Below are 22,341 nucleotides of genomic sequence, written 5' to 3'. Positions count from 1 at the left end.
TAATACATAAATTAGTATTTAAAATGCCCTTTTCGATAGACGCTAGGGGGCATTTTTTTTATTTTTTTAAACAGACGGGTAAAATAATTGGCGTCGTTAATGCCAAGCATCGTGCTTATCTCGCTGACTGTAAGCGTGGTGGTCTCAAGGTAATAACAGGCTTCAGCTATTTGGAGTTCGTGTACAAAAGTTGAAATGGTCTTTCCGGTTTCTTTTTTAAAGAGAGTAGATAAATTGGAAGCCTGTACATGAAAATGTTTTGCCAAATGTGAAGGTGTCAGTGTCTTGTCAATATTTAGTTGAATATAGTGAATGACACGCTGAACAAATGGAGAATATTGTTTGAATACATATTTTGAGACCGCATTAAAATACCCGTTGAACATCTCGCGATGTAATTGGCGTACTTGAGTCCTTGTTGTTGATTGTTCGATTAGCAAGGCATACTTAAAGGAGAGACGATCAAGATATACAGGGTGTAAACCGGCGTCTTCAGAGGCATGGCGCAAAACAGTGTTATAGGCAAAGGCAAGATTTTTGGTGGAACGGAGTGGATTTTTGGGCACGCGATCTCGAAAATTTGCAGATGTCTCAAAATAATGGATGACCGTATCAAGCAATGCACGATTATTTTCACGAAAGGCTTGACGAAGAAGATGTTCATGTTTATATCGTTCTTCAATAAGAGCAATATTTTCCGTCGTTGAGCTATGGATGTCATTGGAAATGATAGCCGAATGCTCTGATTGATAATGACTTTCACGGACAATAGGCATCGATTGACCAAAAAGATTCATACCCAAATACCCAAGATTGGCATTGGTATTACTCGCAAGCAAGGGTAATGCTTCGTAATAGTGGCGAAGATGCTGTTGATCACGTACAGATAATTTGAGGGCATGAAACAGTTGACTAATTTGAGTTTCCTGAAGTACAGTAGAAAGAAAAGGACCAATGCGTATGAAGCCTTCTTTGACGTCTTCATACATTAATGGGATGAAGATAAATTCTAGAAAACCGTGAGTTGCAGCACAGCAATAGGTCAATCCGGAAGAGTCAAATATTTTTTCTTCGATGAGAGGAAACTCTTTGGCAATATTAAAATCAATTGCGCTGGGAATAGAGTGGCTGATAAAACTATATTCCTCACGATAGTTTCTGGAAAACCAGACAATATCTAAATGGGACAATTCGTTTAGATGGAACATACTTTGGATAATGGTCTGGTGGAAGTGAATATATAACATGTTTTTCTCCTAAATATAATATTGTGCTTATAAATATAATATAAGTATAACACATTTCAAAAAAAAACCCTATAATAACAACATAGTTTATCAACGACTTCAACGCGCGGAAGAAAGTTTGTGAACGTCAAATAAAGATGCTTACACTTAGGAGGATTAAGAATGGAACAAAAAGGTTCAGATATTGTGTATAATTCAGCAAAAACATGGCAAATTGGTTTTTTTGCCCTCAACAATACAGCAACAAATCTATATATGTTCTTGTTTTTCTTTATTGCATATTATGCAACAGGAATTGCAGGCTTACTCGTCGTTGCCGTCAGCTCTATACTAACATTTTCAAGAATATGGGATGGAATTACAGACCCGCTTATTGGATTTTTTATTGATAAGACCCGCTCAAAGTTTGGTAAGTTTCGCCCCTTTATGATTGGCGGAAATATAATTCTTGCGGGAACCACAGCAATTATTCTATTTACAACACATCGCATGCCAGAAAGTATTCGCCTAATATATTTTATTGGGATGTATATGCTATATATTATTGGGTATACTTTTCAGACGGCCTCTACAAAAGCGGCGCAAACGGTTCTAACGAATGATCCAAAGCAACGCCCGATGTTCACTCTTTTTGATGCCATCTATAATACGATTTTATTTGTCGGAGGCCAGACGTTGGTAGCCTCTGTACTTGTTCCGAAACATGCAGGGTTTACAATGGGATTTTTTACAGAAGCATTTTTTATTGCTGCCATAGCGTCTGCGATTTTTACAGTTTTAGCGGTGATCTCTATCTGGACAAAAGATGTGGAAAAAAATTGGGGAAGTGGCGAAGCCATTCGCCTTCGATTTCGTGATTATGTTCCTGTCATTAAAAAAAATCGCCCACTTCAGATGTTGATTGTTGCGGCTTCAACAGACAAATTAGCAAGTCTAACCATGCGTAACTCGGTGGTTCTTGTGATTATTTATGGAATCCTTATGGGCAACTATGAATTGTCTGGAAAGCTACAAATGATTACAGCGATTCCAACAATCCTCATTACTTTTTGGGGAATTGGGTATGCAAAAAAGCTGGGTATAAAAAAAGCCTATGTTATTGCAACAAAATTGAGTCTACTCTTTATTGCAATCTTGTTTGCTTTTATGAATATAGTGGATTTAACAACGATATCTTTAACACCCATAAGTGGGTCAGCTATAGCCTTTCTCATTATATGGGCACTGCTTAGTGGAGTGATGAATGTTGGAGGTAATATTGTGATTCCAATGATTGCAGATTGTGCCGATTATGAAGTATATCAAAGTGATAAATATATACCGGGGATGATGGGAACTATATTTTCCTTTGTGGATAAGATGGTGTCATCCATTTCAACAGCAGTCATCGGATTTTTATTGGCAACAATCGGATTCAAAGAAACATTTCCGACGATAGATACGCCACAAACACCGGAACTTTTTGCAATGGGCTTATTCTTCTTTGTTGGAATACCATCAATTGCATGGATTATATCCCTAATTGCAATGAAATTTTATGAACTTGATGGAGAAAAAATGAATGAAGTTCAACAAGCGATTCATGAACGAAAAAAAGAAATAGAAATGCAGCAAGCATAAGAAAGGTGAAAAACATGCGAATAATTAAAGAAATTAATGATAATTGGCTATTTACCCAATATCCAAAAGAAGAGTTGGCACAAAGTGAACAGGTAGATTTGCCACATACATGGAATGCCATAGATGGAGCTAATGGGTTTGACTATTACCGCGGAGAATGTAGATATTCCAAAACACTGACAATAACAAAACAAGAGTTGGAGAAAGAAGTTTTTGTTGAGTTTCAAGGGGCTAACAGCATTGCAAAAGTCTATATGAATGATACATTGGTAGGAGAACATAAAGGGGGATACTCAACGTTTCGGTTTTGTATAACACCATATTTACATGCAGGAACCGATAATGAGTTAACTGTATTGGTGGATAATCAAATCTATGATGATGTATATCCGCAGATGGCTGATTTTAGCTTTTTTGGTGGAATATATCGAAATGTACAATTGATTGTAACAGATCGACTACACTTTGAATTGTTAGACCACGCCACATCGGGACTTGCCCTTTTTCAAAAAGAAGTGTCAAAGGACAAAGCAGTTATTGATATCAATGCAAAGATTGTTAATGCATGGGAAGAAGATAAAAAAGTACGTCTTTGGATTGAAATCTTAGATGCACAAGGACAAATAGTTGCATATAGTGCTAACGAAGTAGCATTGGAAGCTAAAGGTATGACGGAGGTTGTGACATGTATTGAAGTCGAGCATCCACACTTATGGCACGGAATAAAAGATCCTTATCTATATACGGTTCAAGCTTCATTGCAAAGCTATAATGAAGTAAAAGATACGGTGACCCAATCACTTGGTCTTCGCTATTTTCATGTGGATGTTGACAAGGGGTTTTATCTTAATGGAGAGGCTTATCGCCTATATGGTGTATCACGCCATCAAGATCGTATGGGTAAAGGATGGGCGATTGCACGCGAAGATCACCAACAAGACATGGATTTGATTGAAGAAATCGGTGCGAATACGATTCGTCTTGCACATTATCAGCATGATCAATATTTTTACGATTTATGTGATCAAAGGGGAATGATTGTTTGGGCGGAGATTCCTTTTATCTCAGTCATGTCCAAGAACGAATTAACAGGTGAAAATGCCAAACAACAAATGCGAGAATTAGTGCGTCAGAATTTACACCACGCATCCATATGCTTTTGGGGTGTTCAAAATGAGATCCAAATTGGTGGAGACCGTCCGGAAATTCGTCAAGTGGTACGTGAGCTCAATGCACTGACAAAACAAGAAGATCCAACACGTCTAACTACAATGGCGAATGTGATGATGGTCAAAGATACAGACGAATACAATACGATGACGGATGTTGTCGGATATAATAAATACTATGGATGGTATCAGGGAAAGACCGAAGATTTTGCAACGTGGTTAGATGCGTTTAGAATTAATGCTCCAAGTGTCAAATTATGTGTTTCTGAGTATGGCGCAGAAGGCATTATTGAATATCATAGTGATGAACCACAGATAAAAGATTATTCTGAAGAATATCATAGCTTATTTCATGAAACGGTTTGGAAAATTTTCAAAGAGCGTCCGTTCTTATGGGCAACATATGTATGGAACATGTTTGACTTTGGTGCCAATATCCGTGATGAGGGAGGCGTCAAAGGGCGTAATAACAAAGGTCTTATCACATATGATCGCCGTATAAAAAAAGATGCCTTTTATATGTACAAGGCGCAATGGTCAGCAGAAAAATTTGTTCATATAACGTCAAAGCGCTATGTGGAAAGACATCAAGAAACAATGGATATCAAAGTCTATACAAACTGTGATAAAGTGGAGCTGACTTGTGGAGAATGGGTAGAAACATGTGTCGTTGGTGAAGATAAGAAAGCAATATTTAGCCAGGTGCCTGTTCAACAAGGAATCAATAAAGTAGTAGTTTGTGCAACCGTCACAGGTGATGAAAAAACCTATACCGATCAAGCAACATTTATTGGTGTTCAACAAGAAAATCCAAGTTATACAGGACCTGAAGAACAAGGGTCTCTTGTATCGAACTGGTTTACACTACCGGAAGATATGGAAGCGATGGAGACTGGAGAATTGATTTTCCTAGAAGGTATGTTTTCGATTAAAGATGCAATTGGGGAGCTAATCGAAAATGATGCAACTAAAAAAATTATCCATCAATTTTTGGGGCAGGTAGAGACACAACCAATGTTTGGCATGTTGGCGGGAATGAGTATTGAACTTTTAGCGCAGATGGATGGAGAGATGTTTAATGAGAATATACTGTATCGATTAAACACTGAATTGATTCAAATCGAAAAGTAGAAGTACAACATGTAGTGCTAATTATGTACAAAACGAAATCTTGACATGATTTTTTAACTCAGGTATACTATTTGAAAGGCAAAGGAGTCGATTAACGACTTCCTTTGCCTTTTTTTAATACAAATAGGAAGGATGAGCAGAATGAAAAACTGGGTAAAATACCGCATGAATCCAAAGCTAAAAGAAAAAACCGAGCGCGTCTTTGAAGGAATTGCCAATGGACGGGTACGGGAATTAAACCATTGGTTTGAAGACAAATGGATGCAACTAGAGTTGGTAAAAGATAGTGTGCATAACTATTTTGAACATGAAAAAGAACATGAAAAAGATCAGGATTATCATGGATTAAAGCTAGTGCTTGAAGAGAAGCAACAGCAGTTTAGAGAATTTTCGGAATTTTTTATTATTAATACAATGGGAGAGGTGTGCCAATCCTCTAGTACGGTTCGATGGAGTGAGAATCTAAAAGCAACAGTATATTTTCAAAAAGCGATTGAAGGCAATTATTACATGTATGGTCCCTATAGTGATCCACATACAGTTGCCGTTGGTAACTGCTGCTCAAAGTTTTTTGATGAAGTGACGTTGATGTTTGCAATGCCGATCTATGACAGTAGAACAAAGAGCAAAGGAGTCCTATGTGGTCGTATACCAAATGATGTCATGAGTGATGTTATTCAAGCGGAAGATACCCATGTGTTTAAAGAATCAGGGGATAACTATCTTTTTATGGTGGAATCCTCACGAAACATTCAGGCAGGAACGGCGATTTCACGGAGCCGCTTTGAAGATAGCACATTTACATTAGGGGACAATCTAAAAGAAGGTATACGCACAAAAAAATGGGGAAAAGTACAAATAAAAAAGCATACAGAGTTTGAAATCGTTTTTAATGACCCTGCAACAGGACAATTGCATGAAGGGGTTCAAAAAACCATAGAGCAAGGGAGTAACATAGAGGCTTGGCCGGGCTATCCGGAGTATCGGCATATTTTGGTAGGGGGCAAGGGCTTAGTTATACGTCCACCATATAGTGACGAAGTATGGGGAATGATGTGCGAAGGGGATATCGATGAAATCTATAAGTTCACAAGCTTGAACCTAAAACTGCCAATGCTTATTGGTGCAATTAATATTGGACTTTTCTTATTCCAATGGATTGGATGGAGTAAAGTAGACACGGATGTTAATGTGGGTTTATTGATGCTTCCTTGGTGCATTAATGTTATTGCGATGGCGTTAGTTACACGTTTTGTTTTAGTAAAACCCATAAAAAACATTATTGATATCTTGCAAAAGGTTGCAGATGGAACAGGTGATCTATCGCTTCGCCTGCCCTTTGCTCACCATGATGAAATCGGTGAAGTATCCAAATGGTTTAATAAGTTTTTAAGTAGCCAGATGCAAACGATAAAACGTGCAGGAACCGTTGCAGACACATCCAAAAAGACGTCGGAAGCATTAAAAGATTTAAGTGGATCCATTGAGAGGCAAACCCCTGAAGTTGCCAACGGCGTGCAACAAATAATTGAAAGCCTTCAACAACAAAACCAGGTGTTTGAAGCGACAAAGGACAAATTTACAAAGTTAAGGCAAGAGGCGACAACTATTGCACAAACGATTGGGACGATAGAAGAACGTATGAAAGATACGAATGCAGATGCATTAAAAAGCATACATACGTCCAACGAGGCGTTGATGACAATGCATCAATTGGAGCAAGAAATGGAAAATACAACATCCAGTATGCAAATGCTGAACCAATATTCACAGAAAATAAGTGCCGTAGTAAGTACGATTGATAAGATTGCAAAGCAGACACAACTGTTGGCACTCAACGCAACCATTGAATCAGCCCGTGCAGGAGAAGCGGGAAAAGGATTTGGAGTGGTTGCAAAAAACATATCGCAATTAGCGATTGAATGTGCTCAGGCAACCGTATATATCAGTGAATTGATTGGAGATGTTCAAAAGGAGACAGTCAATACAAATAGTAATATTCAAAAAATTGGAAAAAAAGTAGTGAATGAGAGCACGACGCTTCAAGAGACAATAGAGACGTTTAAAAATATTTCAAAACAGATTACAGAAGTCTCTGAAAACACATCCCAGATTGCAGAACTTATCGAATCACAGACAGTTGATTTTAATAGTATTGATCAAGAAATGGATGCAACATCCTACCACCTTCAAGAGGGGGCGTCAAAATCACAGATGCACAGTGAACAAGTATTGGAAAATATTCGTCACATATTTAAGGAAACAAATCAAATTCATGAGTTGTCCAATGCTATTTTTGTAACGGCAACAAATATGAGCAATATCGTTAATGGATTTACACTTATTGAATAATTGACTTTTATCTTCATCGGTGCTACGATTGTGCAAAAGTTAGAAATCTAACGAAACAGTATATGCGGAGGGATTATCATGAACAAGCATCACGAACTCTATAAATCTGTAGAAGGTATTTTTAATCTAAAACATTTAGTTGAACATGTTTTTTTTCGTTCATTTACATGTCACTATGAACATCCACAGCATCTTTTTCACACTCATATCTTAACGTTAGTTATCTTAAGTTCCCACAAAAACCTGACGATGTCTGAAGTGAGCAGGCGCTTAAATCTTGAAAAAGGGTCGTTTACACCGGTGGCAAGAAAGCTGATAAAGTTAGGCTATATTCAAAAGATTCAAGACAAAAAAGATAAGCGTATCTATAATCTTGAATTAACAAAACTAGGGCAAGAAGAGGCGATGAAGTTTAAAGAACACCATCTAAGCTACATTAATCAACTGGTTGGGCAATTTAGCGATGCTCAGCGACAAGAATACTTCGAGGCGATTGATAAAGTGTATCATATGACAAAACGTTTGAAAATTTAATATTTTAAAACTTTTTCTCCAGCTCATGCGTCTATATAGTATAGACAAAAAAATAAAGGAGCAAACCTATGTTTAAGACAAATCGAAAAAACGTAGAAGCATATCTTATCGAAAATCAACAAGCGCATTATCGCTATGTCTATGGCATGATCAAAAATCCGACAGATGCAATGGATATTCTTCAAGATAGTATTGTTAAGGCATTAAAAAAGTGCCGACAGCTTGAAGATGCGGACAAAGTGAAGCCGTGGTTTTATCGAATTATGACAACGACGACATATGACTTTTTACGTAAACAACAGCGTCAATTACCGACGACGGATGCGGAGATTGAACAGCAGATGGAGCCTTGCTATGATTCGTATGAGAACCCTGATTTGGAAGACGCCTTAACAAAGCTTTCTTTTTACGAACAGACAGTTCTTCGGCTAAAATATTTTGAAGAAATGACGTTTGCACAAATCGCATCGGTGATGGATGAAAATGTGAATACAGTAAAAACTAAGCTGTATAGAACATTAGATACCTTAAAAATATCACTTAATGAGAAGGAGATTTAAAATGAGCTGGATGGATAATGAACGCAAAAAATATGAGGGTGTTGAGATACCCAAAGAATTAGATTTTAAAGTGAAGCAAGCAATAAAACAAGCCAATAGAGAACGGCTATTTCGAAGTTACAAGCGCCTTGGTGTGGTAGCTGCATTAGGTGTGGCATGTATTATTACTTTAAATACAAACACCGTTCTTGCGCAAAAAATGAGTGAACTTCCTTTTATAGGGCTTATTGTTGATGTTATTACTGTAGAGAGCTATCAGATTGAAGAAGACGGTTATCATGCACAGATTGATGTTCCGCAGATTGTAGAAAATGTGGAAGCGGATCAAGCCAATAACACCGATTCAGATGAAGTAATACGCATAGAGGGAGAAGACCAAACTAGCGAAACGCTTACATACCTCAATGAAAAATATCAGGAGGAGAGTAAAGCCCTGTATGAGACGTTTGTGGAAGATATGAAGGTTTTGGAAGAAAATGGCGGCGGACACATGGGCATTGATAGTGGATATGAAGTTGTCGTTGATGATGAAAAGCTTTTAGTTATCTCAAGATATTATGTTAATACAGTCGGCTCATCCTCGACAACGATGCAGTATGATACGGTGGATAAGGTTAATGATTATATTCTTACTTTGCCGGGACTATTTAAAGATGAAACCTATGTAGACATCATTAGTGACTATATCATCAAAGATATGAAGCAACAGATGGAACAAGATGATAGTCTTATATATTGGGTAGGGGATGATGAGTTCGCACAATTTGAAAAGATAAAACCGGATCAGACATTTTACATTAATCAAGACCATCAACTTGTCATCTCATTTGACAAGTATGAAGCTGCTCCTGGATATATGGGCGTTGTTGAATTTGTTATTCCAAAAGAAATTATTGAGTCCATCATTGTCAACGATTATTATTTTAAATAGCAAGGAAGTGTCCATATAAGATCAACGAAAAAAGGCAAGGCGGATGACGTTTCTTGCTTTTTTTCGTGTTAAAGGATAAAATATAAAAAACAGTTCATATGAAGGAGGAGCAAACATGAGTAATGTATTTGGAATAGGAAGTGCAATTTTTTTTATTATATACTTCGTTATTATTTTAGGCGTTGTCGGATTAAGTGTTTATGTGATGGTTTTAGCAATTAACTTTCTGAAAAAAGGAACAGAGGCATTTAACCTATATATTAGTAAAAACAAAGAGGATTAAGTATATGGAAAAAACAACATCAAAACACAAGGGCGATTCAAAGATTAGTGAGATTCTTCTTTTGGAGAAGGGCAAGCGTGGTGTTTTACGTATGCTCTTTGGACGCACAGGCATTGTCATAGCTATCTTGTTAGCGCAAATTGTTTTGCTGGTGAATATTTTTATGTTTTTAGAAAGTGTGATTCCATTTATGGTAGGAACCTTATTGGTGTTTACACTGTCGATGGTCATCTATGTTATGAATTCAGATCACGGAACGAATGTTATGTTGGCATGGATTGCTACAATTACACTACTTCCGGGTTTTGGAGGCGTCTTATATATTATCATTCAAAAGGATGTAGGACATCGAGCACTTAAGAAGCGCTTAAAGACGATTATCAAAGAATCACAGTCACAGTTGGTGGCACAAAAAAATGTGAAGAACAACTTAAAAAAAACCAATAAAAGCCTGTACAACCTGAGTACATATACCGAGAGTGCAGGTGGCTATCCAATCTATGAAGGGGCTCATACACAGTACTTTCCTATAGGAGAAGAGGCTTTTGAAGCCATGCTTAGTCAGTTGGAAAAAGCTGAGAAGTATATTTTTATGGAGTACTTTATTATTGATGAAGGATATATGTGGGGAAGAATTTTAAAAATATTGGCAGATAAGGCCAAGCAAGGTGTTGAGGTTCGTTTGATGTATGACGGAACCTGTGAGTTTGCATTATTACCCCATAATTATCCTAAAAAAATACAAGCATTAGGTATCGCTTGTAAAATGTTTGCCCCGATTCGACCTTTTCTATCAACCCATTATAATTATAGAGATCACAGAAAAATATTAGTGGTAGATGGCAACGTGGCATTTACAGGCGGTATTAACTTGGCGGATGAATATATTAATAAAAAAGAAGTCTATGGACATTGGAAAGATACCGCTATTATGGTTCAAGGTGAAGCGGTTAATAGCTTTACAATGATGTTTTTGCAGATGTGGAATGTGAATGAAGGGCAAAGACACTATATGCAGGATAAATACAGGGCAAAACCGTTAGATACGGTTAACGAAGGATATGTTCTTCCATTTGGCGACTCGCCGCTAGATAGTGATAAGGTAGGTGAGATGATCTATATGGATATTATTAATCGAGCAAAGGATTATGTTCATATTATGACCCCTTATCTTATTCTTGATGGAGAGATGCTATCTGCGTTAAAGTTTGCGGCAAAAAGGGGTGTTGATGTAAAAATAATCTTACCACATATTCCAGATAAAAAAATGGTTTTTGCACAATCCAGAAGTTATTATGCAGAACTCATAAAATCAGGGGTGCAGATTTATGAGTACACTCCCGGCTTCATACATGCAAAAGTCTTTGTTAGTGATGATGTTCGAAGTGTAGTCGGAACGATTAATTTGGATTATCGTAGCTTATATCATCACTTTGAGTGCGCACTATATATGGAAGAGACAACAAGTATTGCAGAGGTTGAAAAAGACTTTATCGACACGATGCAGCGCTCCCAATGCGTTACATTAACCGATATTAAAGAGTACAATATTTTTATGAAAGCAACAGGGCGCATATTAAAGCTGTTTGCACCGCTTATGTGATAACGCTATTTGGCTAAGGAATCCCGGGTTGAATAGCAAATGGTGTTTTTACCATTCGCTTTTGCTTGATAGAGTAAGGCATCCGCTTTGTCTGTCAGTTCATGAATGGAGTGAAAATGCCTTGAAGTAGCAACCCCAATACTAATAGTAATCTGCAGTTTGAGATTTTTTTGATTGCTTGGAACGATAAATGGCTCATTGGAAAATTGGGTTAGTAATTTTTGGGTCAACGGGTGAATCGCTTTTGCATCGTGTGCGTGATGCAAGATAATAAACTCTTCGCCACCATAACGACCTAAGACGCTTGAAGAATCAAGAAGTGAAGTGATTCGCTTAACTGAAGCTTGTAAAATACTATCACCGACAATGTGACCATAAGTGTCATTGACATGTTTAAAATCGTCAATGTCAATCATAATAACAGAGATATGTTCGTTGGAAGGTATTTCTGTTATTATTTTTTGGGCTAATTCGAGAAAGTACCGCCGATTATATGCACCAGTTAGGTCATCATAATGTGCCTGATAGGTGACCTTATTAAATAAGCGGGTATTGTTTAGAGTAATTGCAATTTGTGAGGCGAAACTATTAATGGTCTCTTTGGTTATTGCATCAAGATGGCGATAGACCTTTGATTTTAGAAGAACAAAACCAATGGGCGTTCCAAGATTAATGAGTGGAATAAGATACACACTATTGACTTGGTTGGTGTTGGAGGTCAAAAATATATCGATAATATCTTCGTAGGCATTGGAAGAAGAGTAGACGTCTTTGGTCAGATTGCTGATATGCTTTGCGTGAATCAGAGTATTAAGCTGATCTAGCTGTGTAGGTGAGAGCTCAATCATATCCGTTGTTTGTGTATCTTTGCTGTAGATATCACACGTAAGCATGTCTTGATCAATTAAAACAATTAAACCGTCTTCAAATTTTGTCATGCTGCCAAATTCATTTAGAAGATGGCTAAAAATTGTGTGAAGATTTTGTGTAGAAGAAATTTTTTTGTGCATGTGATTGAGTGTTTTAAGGAGTTTGCGCTTTTCGGTTTCAACACCGTTTAAATACTTTATGGTATTGAATTTTTCCGACAATGCGAGACTAAATAAGGCGACTAATCCGATAATGGCAAACTTTGGAGCCGTGGCGGTGATAATGGTATAGGGAAGAAGCTTGACGCCGGACAATATATTTAGCAGGTTAGCACCTAAAAAAAACTGCCATGCCATAAGATAAAGAATTTCTGTACGGTGACGCAATCCTTTTTTGTACAATAGGTAAAAGGAGAAAAAAAGAGTGAGCGAAGCATTAAACATAGCGATATATACGCTGACATGACTAGAGAATAAAAAGGTCAATAACATCCCAAGAACATGCGTACATATAATACTATAATAGATTAAGGAATGGGGTGTTTTTTTGGTTGTTAGTAAATGGGCTGAAAATAAGACGAAGGAGAGACTGGCAAAGTGAATACTTAGTGGATTGGCCATTAAATCCCATAAGCCGTTGTTTGGCCATAAATACTGAAAGGAAAAACCATCCCATGTTGCCTGCATGAGGATAAAAGAAAAAACAAACAGAGAAAAGTAAGTATTAGTTTTATCCTTGAGGGAGATGCCAAGAATTAAATTATAAATAAACATGACCAGTAGTCCACCATAAAAAAGACCATGACCCAATAAGTCAAGGTGCAAAAAGTTGAGCCAATCTTGTTCATGCCATAATGTGACAGGAAATTGTAGATAGCTATCGGTTTTCACCTGGAATAAAACACTGTCTACTTTTGAGGCGTTATCAATAGGCACAATGTAGTCGCGATGATTTAGAGGTCGGGAATAGTAAGAAAATTTTCTTCCCATAGAAAAAGTGTCAAGTACTTGATATGAATCGTCTAACAGATAGACCGATAGATGGTCAAGCTGAGGTTTTGCAATTTGAACAAGGGACAAGGCGTGCTCAGGAGAGTGAATGAAGTCTGTAAACTTGTCGCCGGATAATAGGAACCAATAAGTATCGTTAGATAATGTAGCGGCATAGTTCGTGTCTTTATAAAGCTCCAAAGGAACGTTTTTTTTAGATAAAGCAAAAATAAAATCTTCTGGGCTTATGGTATTATTTTTGGTCACAAGTATATCATCATAAAGCGAGAGACCTAGAGTATTTGTTGCGAGTTTTTCTTGTAGGGGTAGCTGTAATAAGCCAACCAAGAAAATTATTGACCAAAGTGATATACTTATAAGAATTAACAATTTTTTTTGTTTCATAAAAATCCCCTAAACTATTTTGTGATGTGAAAGTTTATAGGTTATACTATAGTCATTATAGTATATTTTTGCGATTACTTCCATGATTTTTTAGGCGGCATAAACCAGTGAATAAGAAAAGGAAAAAGAAGATGACATTATTTAACACATTTAATTTAGATGAAAAATTAGTTGAAGCGATAAAAAGTCAGGCATACAAAACCCCTACATCGATTCAAACAAAAGCGATACCAATTATTTTAGAGGGGCAGGATTTAATTGGTTGTGCCCAGACCGGAACCGGAAAGACAGCGGCTTTTGCGTTGCCAATTCTCAATCGATACGTTAAAGTGACAACAGATCCACATGCTTTCAATCGGATTAAAGCGCTCGTGCTTGCTCCTACACGTGAACTAGCCATTCAAATCGGAGAGAGTTTTCGAATATACGGTCAATGGACAGAAATTAGAACCGGGGTTATTTTTGGAGGGGTGACACCGAAGCGACATATGAAAGTTCTCAAAAAAGAGCCGAGTATCCTTGTGGCAACGCCAGGGCGGTTACGACAACTGATTGAAGAAGGAAGCATAGACTTATCAGCGATTGAGGTTTTTGTACTTGATGAAGCAGACCGTATGCTTGAGCTGGGCATGGTCGAAGATGTCAAATCGATCATAGCCATGTTACCAAAAAGTCGTCAGAACTTAATGTTCTCAGCGACAATGCCAAAAGAAATAAGGACACTGGCCGCGTCTTTTCTCAACAATCCGGTACATATCGAAGTTAAGCCTGAGAAAAAGAATCAGCCTAAAATCATTCAAGAAGTATATTATCTGGAAGAAACACATAAAGCTGAAAAACTCATTGATATTTTAAAAGAAAAAAAGAACACATCCGTATTAATTTTTGTAAGAACAAAGAAAAAAGCAGATAAATTAGCCAAAAGTATTAATATAAACAACATTCGCACACGTGCATTCCATGGGGATATCAATCAATCTCAGCGCATCAAAACTCTTGAAATGTTTAAGAACAAGGAGATTCAAGTGCTCGTTGCTACGGATGTGGCGGCGCGAGGCATTGATATCGATGGATTAGACATGGTTATTAATTTTAATATTCCTAATGTACCACAGACCTATATTCATAGGATTGGTCGAACGGGACGGGCAGGAGAAAAAGGGCGAGCAATTTCTTTGTGCAGTAAGGATGAACAAGTATTTTTGAAGCGTATTGAGCAGTTTCAAGGAAAAAAGATTCATAGGTGTTAAAGCGAAAAACCCCATATTACCTATTGTAATCATCTATAGATGAGATTAGAATATAGATAAGATATATTTGACAAGAACAAGTACATACCATCACATATGAAAGCGGTGAGCGCATGATTACTTTAGAAGATGTTGTTGAAGGCATTGAAAATCAAGATGAGCATTGTCATTACTACTATCATGTTAGAAGTAAATCTGTCGTTCAAATAACCGAAACAGAAGTTCACTATGCCAAAAGCGGCAAAGATCTTACGCATATTCCAAAGGCATATCAAGAAGGGGTTTTGTTTGCTCGGGAGTTAATCAAAAATCCGGTTGGCGCGTTTATAGAGCTTCCCCTAAAAAGTGATATCAATGGGTATCGGTTTATGGAACGATTTGCCATGTCCCTCCAACAAGAAGATATTAGTCACGCCTTATGGGAAATCCTTGAAACCCATGGAGCCCTTACAGGTTTTACCGACAAAATCAAAGAATATGGTATTGAACAAAAATGGAAGACCTATAAAAAAACGCGCTACGAAGAACTTGCACGAGGGTGGTGTAAAACCCATCATATTGAATATACGAAAACGGACAAAAAAGGAGACGCTTAAGGACATGAAAACAACAAAAACGATTTGTTTTGCAAACAACAAAGGCGGCAGCGGAAAGTCCACAACATGCTCAAATATTGGATATGCTCTGGCGCAACAGGGCAAACGCGTGCTTATGGTGGATGGAGATATGCAGTTGAATTTATCCCTGTCTTTTTTATCAGAAGAGAGGGTTTTAGACATTGCTAAGAGCGAAAAAAACCTCTATGTTGCCATTAGTAAGCAAGAAGATTTGACGGAGTATGTCTATCCATCAGACTATGAGAATCTGGATATCATCCCTTCTTCGACCCTTATCAGTGGTATTGAATATGAACTTTTTACCAAGTGGCAGAGAGAATTTATTGTTAAAAAGTGCCTCCAGTCACTTCAAACCAGTGGGGACTACGATTACATATTGATTGACGCACCGCCGACCTTAGGTACATGGGTCATTAACTTGTTGTGCGCCTCAGATGAGGTGGTTATTCCTGTTGAGGCCAGTCCTTGGGGCTTGTTTGGTCTAGCCAATATGTTTGAATTTTTACAGGCGATTCGTCAGATGAATCCGGACCTTGGCTTATTAGGAATTGCGATGACCAAAGTCAATACCAACAAAAAGTACTTTAAACAAACCCTTGAAAGTCTCCGTGAGTTGAATGATACACATGTTTTTGATACATATATCCGTGTGGATAGTATGATTGAGTGGGCACAGGAAAATTCAAAGCCTGTAGGTGCCTACAAGAAAAGTGCGCGTTCAGCGCATGAATATAATGCACTGGCAAAGGAGGTTGTTAAGCATGTCCATAAGTAAGGGAAGTTTAAAGCGGGTGAATGATGGTGGAGCGGCACGGCTTCCTGGAGATATTAAGAAAAGTTCGGGGATACAGGTAAGCCTTCAGCAAGTTCCAATAGACCAGTTACAGGTAACGCAAGAAGTAGAAGTGGACAAAACCTTGAAAAAGTCCATTGAAAAGTGGACAATGTTGGTTCCCATCATTGTTTATGTGGATAAGTCTCAGGAATTAGTGGTCATCTCCGGCGCTAAGCGTCTGGCAGTGGCAAAAGATCTAAAGATGGATACCGTTTTTTGCCAAGTGATTCAAGGGCTATCTCTAGAGCAGGTGTATGAATTGGGAGAAGAGCTGGAACAAAGCAAACTGGAACAAAGCGATCTGCAAGCTACCTCGATTCATGAGGAGAAGTTCAAGATGGTATCATCCATTCAATCGAGCTTGCCAAGCTATTTGCTTTAATCAAAAAAGTATATAGTTATTGTGCGACATTTGTCGAGGATAAAGAACTGGAGCAATTAAAAAATTGTAAAGGTTCTTTTTTATTTTATCTTAAAAATACAGGAGTTGTTCTATAGATAAAAAGCATGGGAAACTATGTAAGATAGGTATTTGATATATAAAAGAGGGAAGGATATGATAATAAGGTAATGAAATCAAGTATTGTATTTAAGTAGTGTATAGAGGAGTCGATGTTATGATAGTCAATGAAACATATACGTTAATCAATGGTGTGAGCATACCTAAAGTTGGACTAGGTACATGGATGATATCCAATGAAGATGTAGTTCAAGCGGTTAAAGAAGCTATCGCTATGGGGTATAGACATATTGATACAGCACAAGCCTATCTTAATGAAGAGGGTGTTGGGCAAGCAATAAAGCAATCCAAGATAGCGCGAGAAGAAATTTTTGTAACAACAAAGCTAGCGGCAGAAGTTAAAACTTATGATGAAGCTGTCCAAGCGATAGAAGATTCTCTAAAAAAAATGGAGCTAGAGTATATTGACCTTATGATTATTCATAGTCCGCAGCCATGGGTGGAATATGGTAGTGACGATCGATATTTTAAAGGGAATCAAGAAGCGTGGAGAGCTTTAGAAGATGCTTATAAAGCCGGAAAGCTTAAAGCTATAGGCGTGTCAAACTTTATTCAAGAAGACTTGAATAGTCTATTAGCCCACTGTAGGATTAAGCCGATGGTGAATCAAATTTTAGCACATATTAGTAACACGCCATTTGAATTAATTGAATTTTGCCATCAACACGATATTTTGGTTGAGGCATATTCGCCTGTAGCGCATGGAGAGTTAATGAAGAATGAAGCCATTATTCAAATGGCAAAGCGTTATGGGGTTAGCGTTGCGCAGTTAAGTATTCAATATACACTTCAATTAGACTTATTACCCTTACCTAAGACGGCCAATCCAAAGCATATGCAAAACAATATGGATTTAAATTTTGAGATTACGGAGCCAGACATGCAGATACTTAAAGAAATGGAACGAATTAAAGATTATGGCTCTGCAAGTGTAATGCCTGTATTTGGTGGAAAACTATAGGTTTTTATAAGGGTGTCAAGAAATAATTTAGATGCCGTTGGAAAAACTTGGTATTTTTTCCATACAATGTATAGAGGCAAGTCGATAGGAGGGGAAAATTGCTTAAAGCATAGATGGCTTGTTCCAGTGGTGTTGACAAGTTTGTCAAGACATAGTGCATAGCCTAAGCCTTCTTCTACCATAATAGCGGCATTATAGATGAGGTTATATGTAGCAACAATATTGAGATCGTCTTTATTTTTACCGATCCAGCCTAGAAGCGGTTCGGTGACAAAAGAGCGCGTGGAAGAAAAGAGCAAGGGGATATCCCATAAATCCTTTGGTGATAAGCTATGCTTGATCGCAAGTGGACTGTCCCTTCGCATAAGCAGTCCCCATTGATCGGTGGTGGGCATACGAATAAAATCATATTTATCGGTGTCTACAGAGCCAAAGAGTATACCAAAATCCAGCAGCCCATGATCTAAACGTTCGATGACGCTTTCAGAGTTGCCGCTATAAAGCTGATAACGAATCATCGGGTATTGATCGTGTAATTGCTTGGCGACTTTGGCGATGTAACGTATGGAGTCAGTCTCTCCGCTACCGATATAAATCTCGCCACTAATAACCTCGCTTGAATTTGTAAGCTCGCCATGAGCCTTGTCAAAAAGACTGATTATTTCTTCGGCCCTTTTCCGAAGTAAAATTCCGGATTCGGTCAACGTAATGTGACGGCTTCCGCGAATGAATAATTGAGTTCCAAGTTCTTGCTCAAGTTCTTTGATTTGACGAGAGAGTGTAGGTTGTGTCACATGTAAAAAATCAGAGGCACCTGAGATGCTTTTTTCCCTTGCAACGGCTAAAAAATAACGCAACGTACGTATATCCATCATAATCTGTGTACCTTTCTTTCCAAATATATGTATAGTTTATCATTCACATATAGGCTTATCAAGAAATAGGAGATAAAATTTATGAAAATCTATGACGAAGAACACTTTAAAAAAATGAATACCTTTGAAAAGGGTATGGAAAATACTATGTTCGCACAATATTTTACAGGGGCATCTTTTATCAATCCGCTAACTATGCCGGGAGAAGATGCCGTGTTGATGTTTAATGTGACGTTTGAACCAGGGTGCATTAATGATTGGCACATTCACCATGCGTTAGAAGGAGGAGGACAGATTCTTCTATGCATTGCCGGAGAAGGATGGTATCAGCAAGAGGGGCAAAAAGCGCAAAGTCTTAAACCGGGAGATGTTGTTAAGATACCGGCAGGAGTCAAGCATTGGCATGGAGCAAAAAAAGACAGTTGGTTTAGCCATATTGCTATTGAAGTTCCGGGAAAAGAAACACAAAACCAATGGTTGGAACCGGTAGATGCACATATATATGAGCAATTAAGATGAGACTACAATTGAAGATGTATTATAGATAATCCTAAGCTGATGCTTAGGATTTTTTTAGAAAACGGACGATTTTTTTGAGGGTACATATATTACGAAAGCTGTATTTATAAGGGATAGTGAGAGATTAAAAAAAAGTACCTTTTCTTGTATTTCGGTGATAAACTTAAGTCAAGACTAAAATTATTTACTCAAAATACGCATTATAAATGAAAAAAACAGGAAGTACAATGGCACTATATAATGAAGGGAAATGGGCACTTTTTAAAATGCGTCTATAAAAGTGTACCTATGCTAAAAATATGATTCTTGTGAATTGTTCAAAACATATGATATTATCAATCTCGTCATCGAGTTGTTGTACATTATGACAATGACTCGACAAAAAAATATATCTAAGGAGGATTAGTTTGGTGAAAACAAACAAAAGCAGTGCAATGAAAAAGATATTAGCTTTACTTATTGTTTTATCTTTAGTGTTAACAGCATGTGGACCTAAAGATGGGGGAACAGATGCGGGGGCGTCAACAGATACAGGAAGTACAACATCGGATTCGACAGACAACAATGATTCAAGTGATGGTGGAGCTGGCGAAATCGAAAAACCAGAAAAAATTACAATTATGGTTGATGGTACGTTAACAACAAAAGCAAATAATCGTGAAGCGTTTGAAGCAGAATGGGAAGCGTTGACAGGTGTTGATTTAGAAATCATTCAACCTGACCATGATGCATATACAGATAACCTAGGTCAAGTACTAGCAAGTGGAGACTGGCCAGACGTAATGTTACTTAATTCAGCTTATTATGCTGGATATGCTGAAGAAGGTGTTCTTTGGGATATGACACAGGCATATGAAAACTCTGATTTAAAATCACGTGTTAAAAATGAAGAATTAATCGAAGGATTAAAAATTAACGGAAGCCTATATGGTATATCTCCTACACGTGGAAACGGATGTATTACATATATTAAAAAAGCATGGTTGGATAATGTTGGGCTTGATGTGCCAACAAACTATGAAGAGTACCTTGCAGTATTAGATGCCTTTACACATGGTGACCCAGATGGTAACGGTGTTGATGGGGATACATATGCAGTATCTAGTGCAGGCTTAATCGGTGAAGAAGTACCTTTCATCAACTACTTGCCTGAATTTTATCAAGATGCGTTCCCAAGCTTCTACTTAACAGAAAGTGGCGAGTGGGCTGACGGTTTTGTTGAAGACAACTTCATCGGTGCATTAGAGCGTTTACGTGATGCGTACCAAGCAGGTTATATTGATAAAGAAGCATTAACAAACGGAACAAGTGACTGCCGTAATAAATTCTATGAAGACAAATTTGGTATCTTTACATACTGGGCAGGAACATGGGGAACAAACCTTAAGACAAACCTAGAAGCTAACGGTTTAGATGGTGAACTTATTGCTATGGAGCCTATTGAAGAAGTGGGATCATACCTTGAGCGTCAAGCGCCAACATGGGCCATTACTTCAAAAGCAGAAAATCCAGAAGCGATTTTTGAATACTTTATTGAAACAATGTTAGATGGTGGTTTAGGACAACGTTTATTCACATACGGTGCTGAAGGTGTATATTGGACGACTGAAGGTGGAGAAGTCCTTGGTGAAACATATGAAGACGGTGAGTTCCATATGCTTGAAAGTTTAGAAAAACCAGGTACATTATATACGAAAAATCATATTGATCCAATGCTAGCACTTACAAGTTTCACAGAGTTTGCAGACCCAGGAATTGAAAAAGTTCCAGAGGCGACATTGGTATCAGCAGCAACATTTGCTGAAAACTCTCGATTGGTTGAACTTGTACCATCAAGTGATGTGATGAGTCAATACAATGGTGACCTTGTAAAATTAAAGCGTGAAATCGTAGCCAATGTAGTACTTGGTACACGTACGATTGAAGAAGAAATGCAACGTTTTGAAGATGAAGGTGGCTTGGAATGGTCACAAATGATTGTTGAATCATTAAATGCAAAGTAAGCATACGAGACATTAATTAAAGAATGACTTAAAAGTTAAATTTAAAAGCGGAGTTTAACTCCGCTTTTTTTTAAGGAAGGAACGGTACTAAATGAGTTCAAAAGTTGAAGCTTCAAAAATTGACGAGGCAAAAATCGGGAAAAAGCCATTGTCAAAGCGTATTTATGAGCACCGCTGGTATTATTTGCTCTTTTCTCCCGTATTGTTATTTGCCCTTACTTTTTATTATGCGCCTATCTACGGATTGCGATATGCATTTTATGACTACAAAGGAATCAAGGAGCCGGTTTTTGTTGGACTTGCCAACTTTGAAAAAATGTTTTCAATGCAGGGATTCTGGAATGCCTTTACAAATACTTTAGAGATTAGTATTTTTAAATTATTTTTAACGACATTCATGTCAATTATTATGTCTTTATTGCTTAATGAGATTATTAACTTAAAATATAAAAAGTTGTCACAAACTATCGTTTATTTACCACACTTTATGTCTTGGGTAGTAACAGCATCTGTTTTTGCACTAATTATGTCACCATCACAACAAGGTCTTGTCAATGCATTGCTTACAAATCTGGGTATCATTGAACAAGGACAAGAGATATATTTTCTCGGGAGTAGTAAATGGTGGCGTCCGGTCTATTACTTTATCAATATCTGGAAGGAAACCGGATGGGGAACCATTATCTTTATGGCAACCCTTGCAGGAATAAGTCCGGACCTATATGAGGCGGCATCTATTGACGGTGCAACGCGGTTACAAAAAATCATGTATATTACAGTCCCGGCTTTGATGAATACGATTGTCATTGTGTTAATCTTAAACCTTGCAAAAATCATGAACTTATTTGAGTCTGTTTTTGTTATGCAAAATGATGCGGTAATGAAACAAGCCGATGTATTGCAGACATATATTTATACACAGACCTTTAATAGTGGGGCCTTGCCAAACTATGGATATACAACGGCAGTAGGTATGGTAAAATCCATTGTTGGTGGACTTCTTGTAATCGTATGTAACTATGCAAGTAAAAAAATCCGTGGACGCGGCATTGTATAAAGGAGAACAA

Annotated in this window: 19 protein-coding genes; 16 read left to right on the top strand and 3 right to left on the bottom strand. The window is 37.6% G+C overall.

What is annotated here, in order from left to right; genetic code table 11:
- Nucleotides 1-11: 11 nt before the first annotated feature.
- Nucleotides 12-1,247, bottom strand: coding sequence for a helix-turn-helix domain-containing protein (locus QBE53_17005; protein ID WZL81475.1), 1,236 nt, complete (start codon nucleotides 1,245-1,247; stop codon nucleotides 12-14).
- A gap of 162 nt (nucleotides 1,248-1,409) precedes the next feature.
- Here QBE53_17005 and QBE53_17000 point away from each other — a divergent pair, with 162 nt between their 5' ends.
- The 8 genes from QBE53_17000 to cls all read left to right on the top strand — a co-directional run bounded on the left by QBE53_17000 (nucleotide 1,410) and on the right by cls (nucleotide 11,430).
- Nucleotides 1,410-2,867 (top strand): MFS transporter, encoded by a 1,458-nt coding sequence (locus QBE53_17000; GenBank protein ID WZL81474.1) that lies wholly within the window; start codon nucleotides 1,410-1,412, stop codon nucleotides 2,865-2,867.
- A 14-nt stretch (nucleotides 2,868-2,881) separates the two neighbouring features.
- Entirely contained in the window at nucleotides 2,882-5,167 is a 2,286-nt protein-coding gene (locus tag QBE53_16995; GenBank protein WZL81473.1) for a glycoside hydrolase family 2 TIM barrel-domain containing protein, read from the top strand.
- Between the two features lie 141 nt (nucleotides 5,168-5,308).
- The gene (locus QBE53_16990) at nucleotides 5,309-7,519 is read left to right on the top strand and encodes a methyl-accepting chemotaxis protein (GenBank protein WZL81472.1); all 2,211 of its coding nucleotides are present in this window, start codon (nucleotides 5,309-5,311) and stop codon (nucleotides 7,517-7,519) included.
- A gap of 78 nt (nucleotides 7,520-7,597) precedes the next feature.
- A complete protein-coding gene (locus QBE53_16985; GenBank protein WZL81471.1) occupies nucleotides 7,598-8,053 on the top strand; it encodes a MarR family transcriptional regulator in 456 nt (151 codons plus the stop codon).
- A gap of 68 nt (nucleotides 8,054-8,121) precedes the next feature.
- Complete coding sequence (locus QBE53_16980; GenBank protein ID WZL81470.1) at nucleotides 8,122-8,613, top strand: RNA polymerase sigma factor; 492 nt, start codon at nucleotides 8,122-8,124, stop codon at nucleotides 8,611-8,613.
- Nucleotide 8,614: 1 nt separating this feature from the next.
- A complete protein-coding gene (locus QBE53_16975; GenBank protein ID WZL81469.1) occupies nucleotides 8,615-9,544 on the top strand; it encodes an RsiV family protein in 930 nt (309 codons plus the stop codon).
- Nucleotides 9,545-9,659: 115 nt separating this feature from the next.
- Nucleotides 9,660-9,827: a hypothetical protein gene (locus tag QBE53_16970; protein ID WZL81468.1), complete on the top strand. Its 168-nt coding sequence runs from the start codon at nucleotides 9,660-9,662 to the stop codon at nucleotides 9,825-9,827.
- 4 nt (nucleotides 9,828-9,831) lie between these two features.
- Complete coding sequence (cls, locus tag QBE53_16965; protein WZL81467.1) at nucleotides 9,832-11,430, top strand: cardiolipin synthase; 1,599 nt, start codon at nucleotides 9,832-9,834, stop codon at nucleotides 11,428-11,430.
- Nucleotides 11,431-11,435: 5 nt separating this feature from the next.
- On the opposite strand, the gene QBE53_16960 is transcribed toward cls, so the two are convergent.
- Nucleotides 11,436-13,694 carry a sensor domain-containing diguanylate cyclase gene (locus tag QBE53_16960; protein WZL81466.1) on the bottom strand — a complete coding sequence of 753 codons (2,259 nt, stop codon included), beginning with the start codon at nucleotides 13,692-13,694 and terminating at the stop codon, nucleotides 11,436-11,438.
- 131 nt (nucleotides 13,695-13,825) lie between these two features.
- On the opposite strand from QBE53_16960, the gene QBE53_16955 reads away from it, so the two are divergent.
- The 5 genes from QBE53_16955 (at nucleotide 13,826) to QBE53_16935 (ending at nucleotide 17,877) form a co-directional block, all read left to right on the top strand.
- Complete coding sequence (locus QBE53_16955) at nucleotides 13,826-14,944, top strand: DEAD/DEAH box helicase (protein WZL81465.1); 1,119 nt, start codon at nucleotides 13,826-13,828, stop codon at nucleotides 14,942-14,944.
- Between the two features lie 113 nt (nucleotides 14,945-15,057).
- Nucleotides 15,058-15,540, top strand: coding sequence for a UPF0158 family protein (locus QBE53_16950; protein WZL81464.1), 483 nt, complete (start codon nucleotides 15,058-15,060; stop codon nucleotides 15,538-15,540).
- Between the two features lie 4 nt (nucleotides 15,541-15,544).
- Nucleotides 15,545-16,336: an AAA family ATPase gene (locus tag QBE53_16945; protein WZL81463.1), complete on the top strand. Its 792-nt coding sequence runs from the start codon at nucleotides 15,545-15,547 to the stop codon at nucleotides 16,334-16,336.
- Nucleotides 16,323-16,778, top strand: coding sequence for a hypothetical protein (locus QBE53_16940; GenBank protein ID WZL81462.1), 456 nt, complete (start codon nucleotides 16,323-16,325; stop codon nucleotides 16,776-16,778). Before QBE53_16945 ends, QBE53_16940 begins: the two co-directional genes overlap by 14 nt.
- Nucleotides 16,779-17,013: 235 nt before the next feature.
- Nucleotides 17,014-17,877, top strand: coding sequence for an aldo/keto reductase (locus QBE53_16935; protein WZL81461.1), 864 nt, complete (start codon nucleotides 17,014-17,016; stop codon nucleotides 17,875-17,877).
- Here QBE53_16935 and QBE53_16930 read toward each other — a convergent pair.
- A complete protein-coding gene (locus QBE53_16930; protein ID WZL83336.1) occupies nucleotides 17,832-18,749 on the bottom strand; it encodes a LysR family transcriptional regulator in 918 nt (305 codons plus the stop codon). The two genes, QBE53_16935 and QBE53_16930, sit on opposite strands and share 46 nt — an antisense overlap.
- An 84-nt stretch (nucleotides 18,750-18,833) precedes the next feature.
- Between QBE53_16930 and QBE53_16925 the strand changes: the two genes are divergently transcribed.
- From QBE53_16925 to QBE53_16915, 3 genes are all read left to right on the top strand, one after another.
- Nucleotides 18,834-19,271: a cupin domain-containing protein gene (locus tag QBE53_16925; GenBank protein ID WZL81460.1), complete on the top strand. Its 438-nt coding sequence runs from the start codon at nucleotides 18,834-18,836 to the stop codon at nucleotides 19,269-19,271.
- A gap of 410 nt (nucleotides 19,272-19,681) precedes the next feature.
- A complete protein-coding gene (locus QBE53_16920) occupies nucleotides 19,682-21,274 on the top strand; it encodes an extracellular solute-binding protein (GenBank protein WZL81459.1) in 1,593 nt (530 codons plus the stop codon).
- Between the two features lie 91 nt (nucleotides 21,275-21,365).
- On the top strand, nucleotides 21,366-22,331 hold the full coding sequence (locus tag QBE53_16915; GenBank protein WZL81458.1) for an ABC transporter permease subunit: 966 nt from the start codon (nucleotides 21,366-21,368) through the stop codon (nucleotides 22,329-22,331).
- Nucleotides 22,332-22,341 lie beyond the last annotated feature (10 nt).

The sequence above is a fragment of the Vallitaleaceae bacterium 9-2 genome (assembly GCA_038396585.1).
Taxonomy (GTDB): domain Bacteria; phylum Bacillota; class Clostridia; order Lachnospirales; family Vallitaleaceae; genus UBA1351.
The sequence above is the reverse complement of the archived record's forward strand: the minus strand, read 5'-3'. Positions and strand labels throughout refer to the sequence as shown.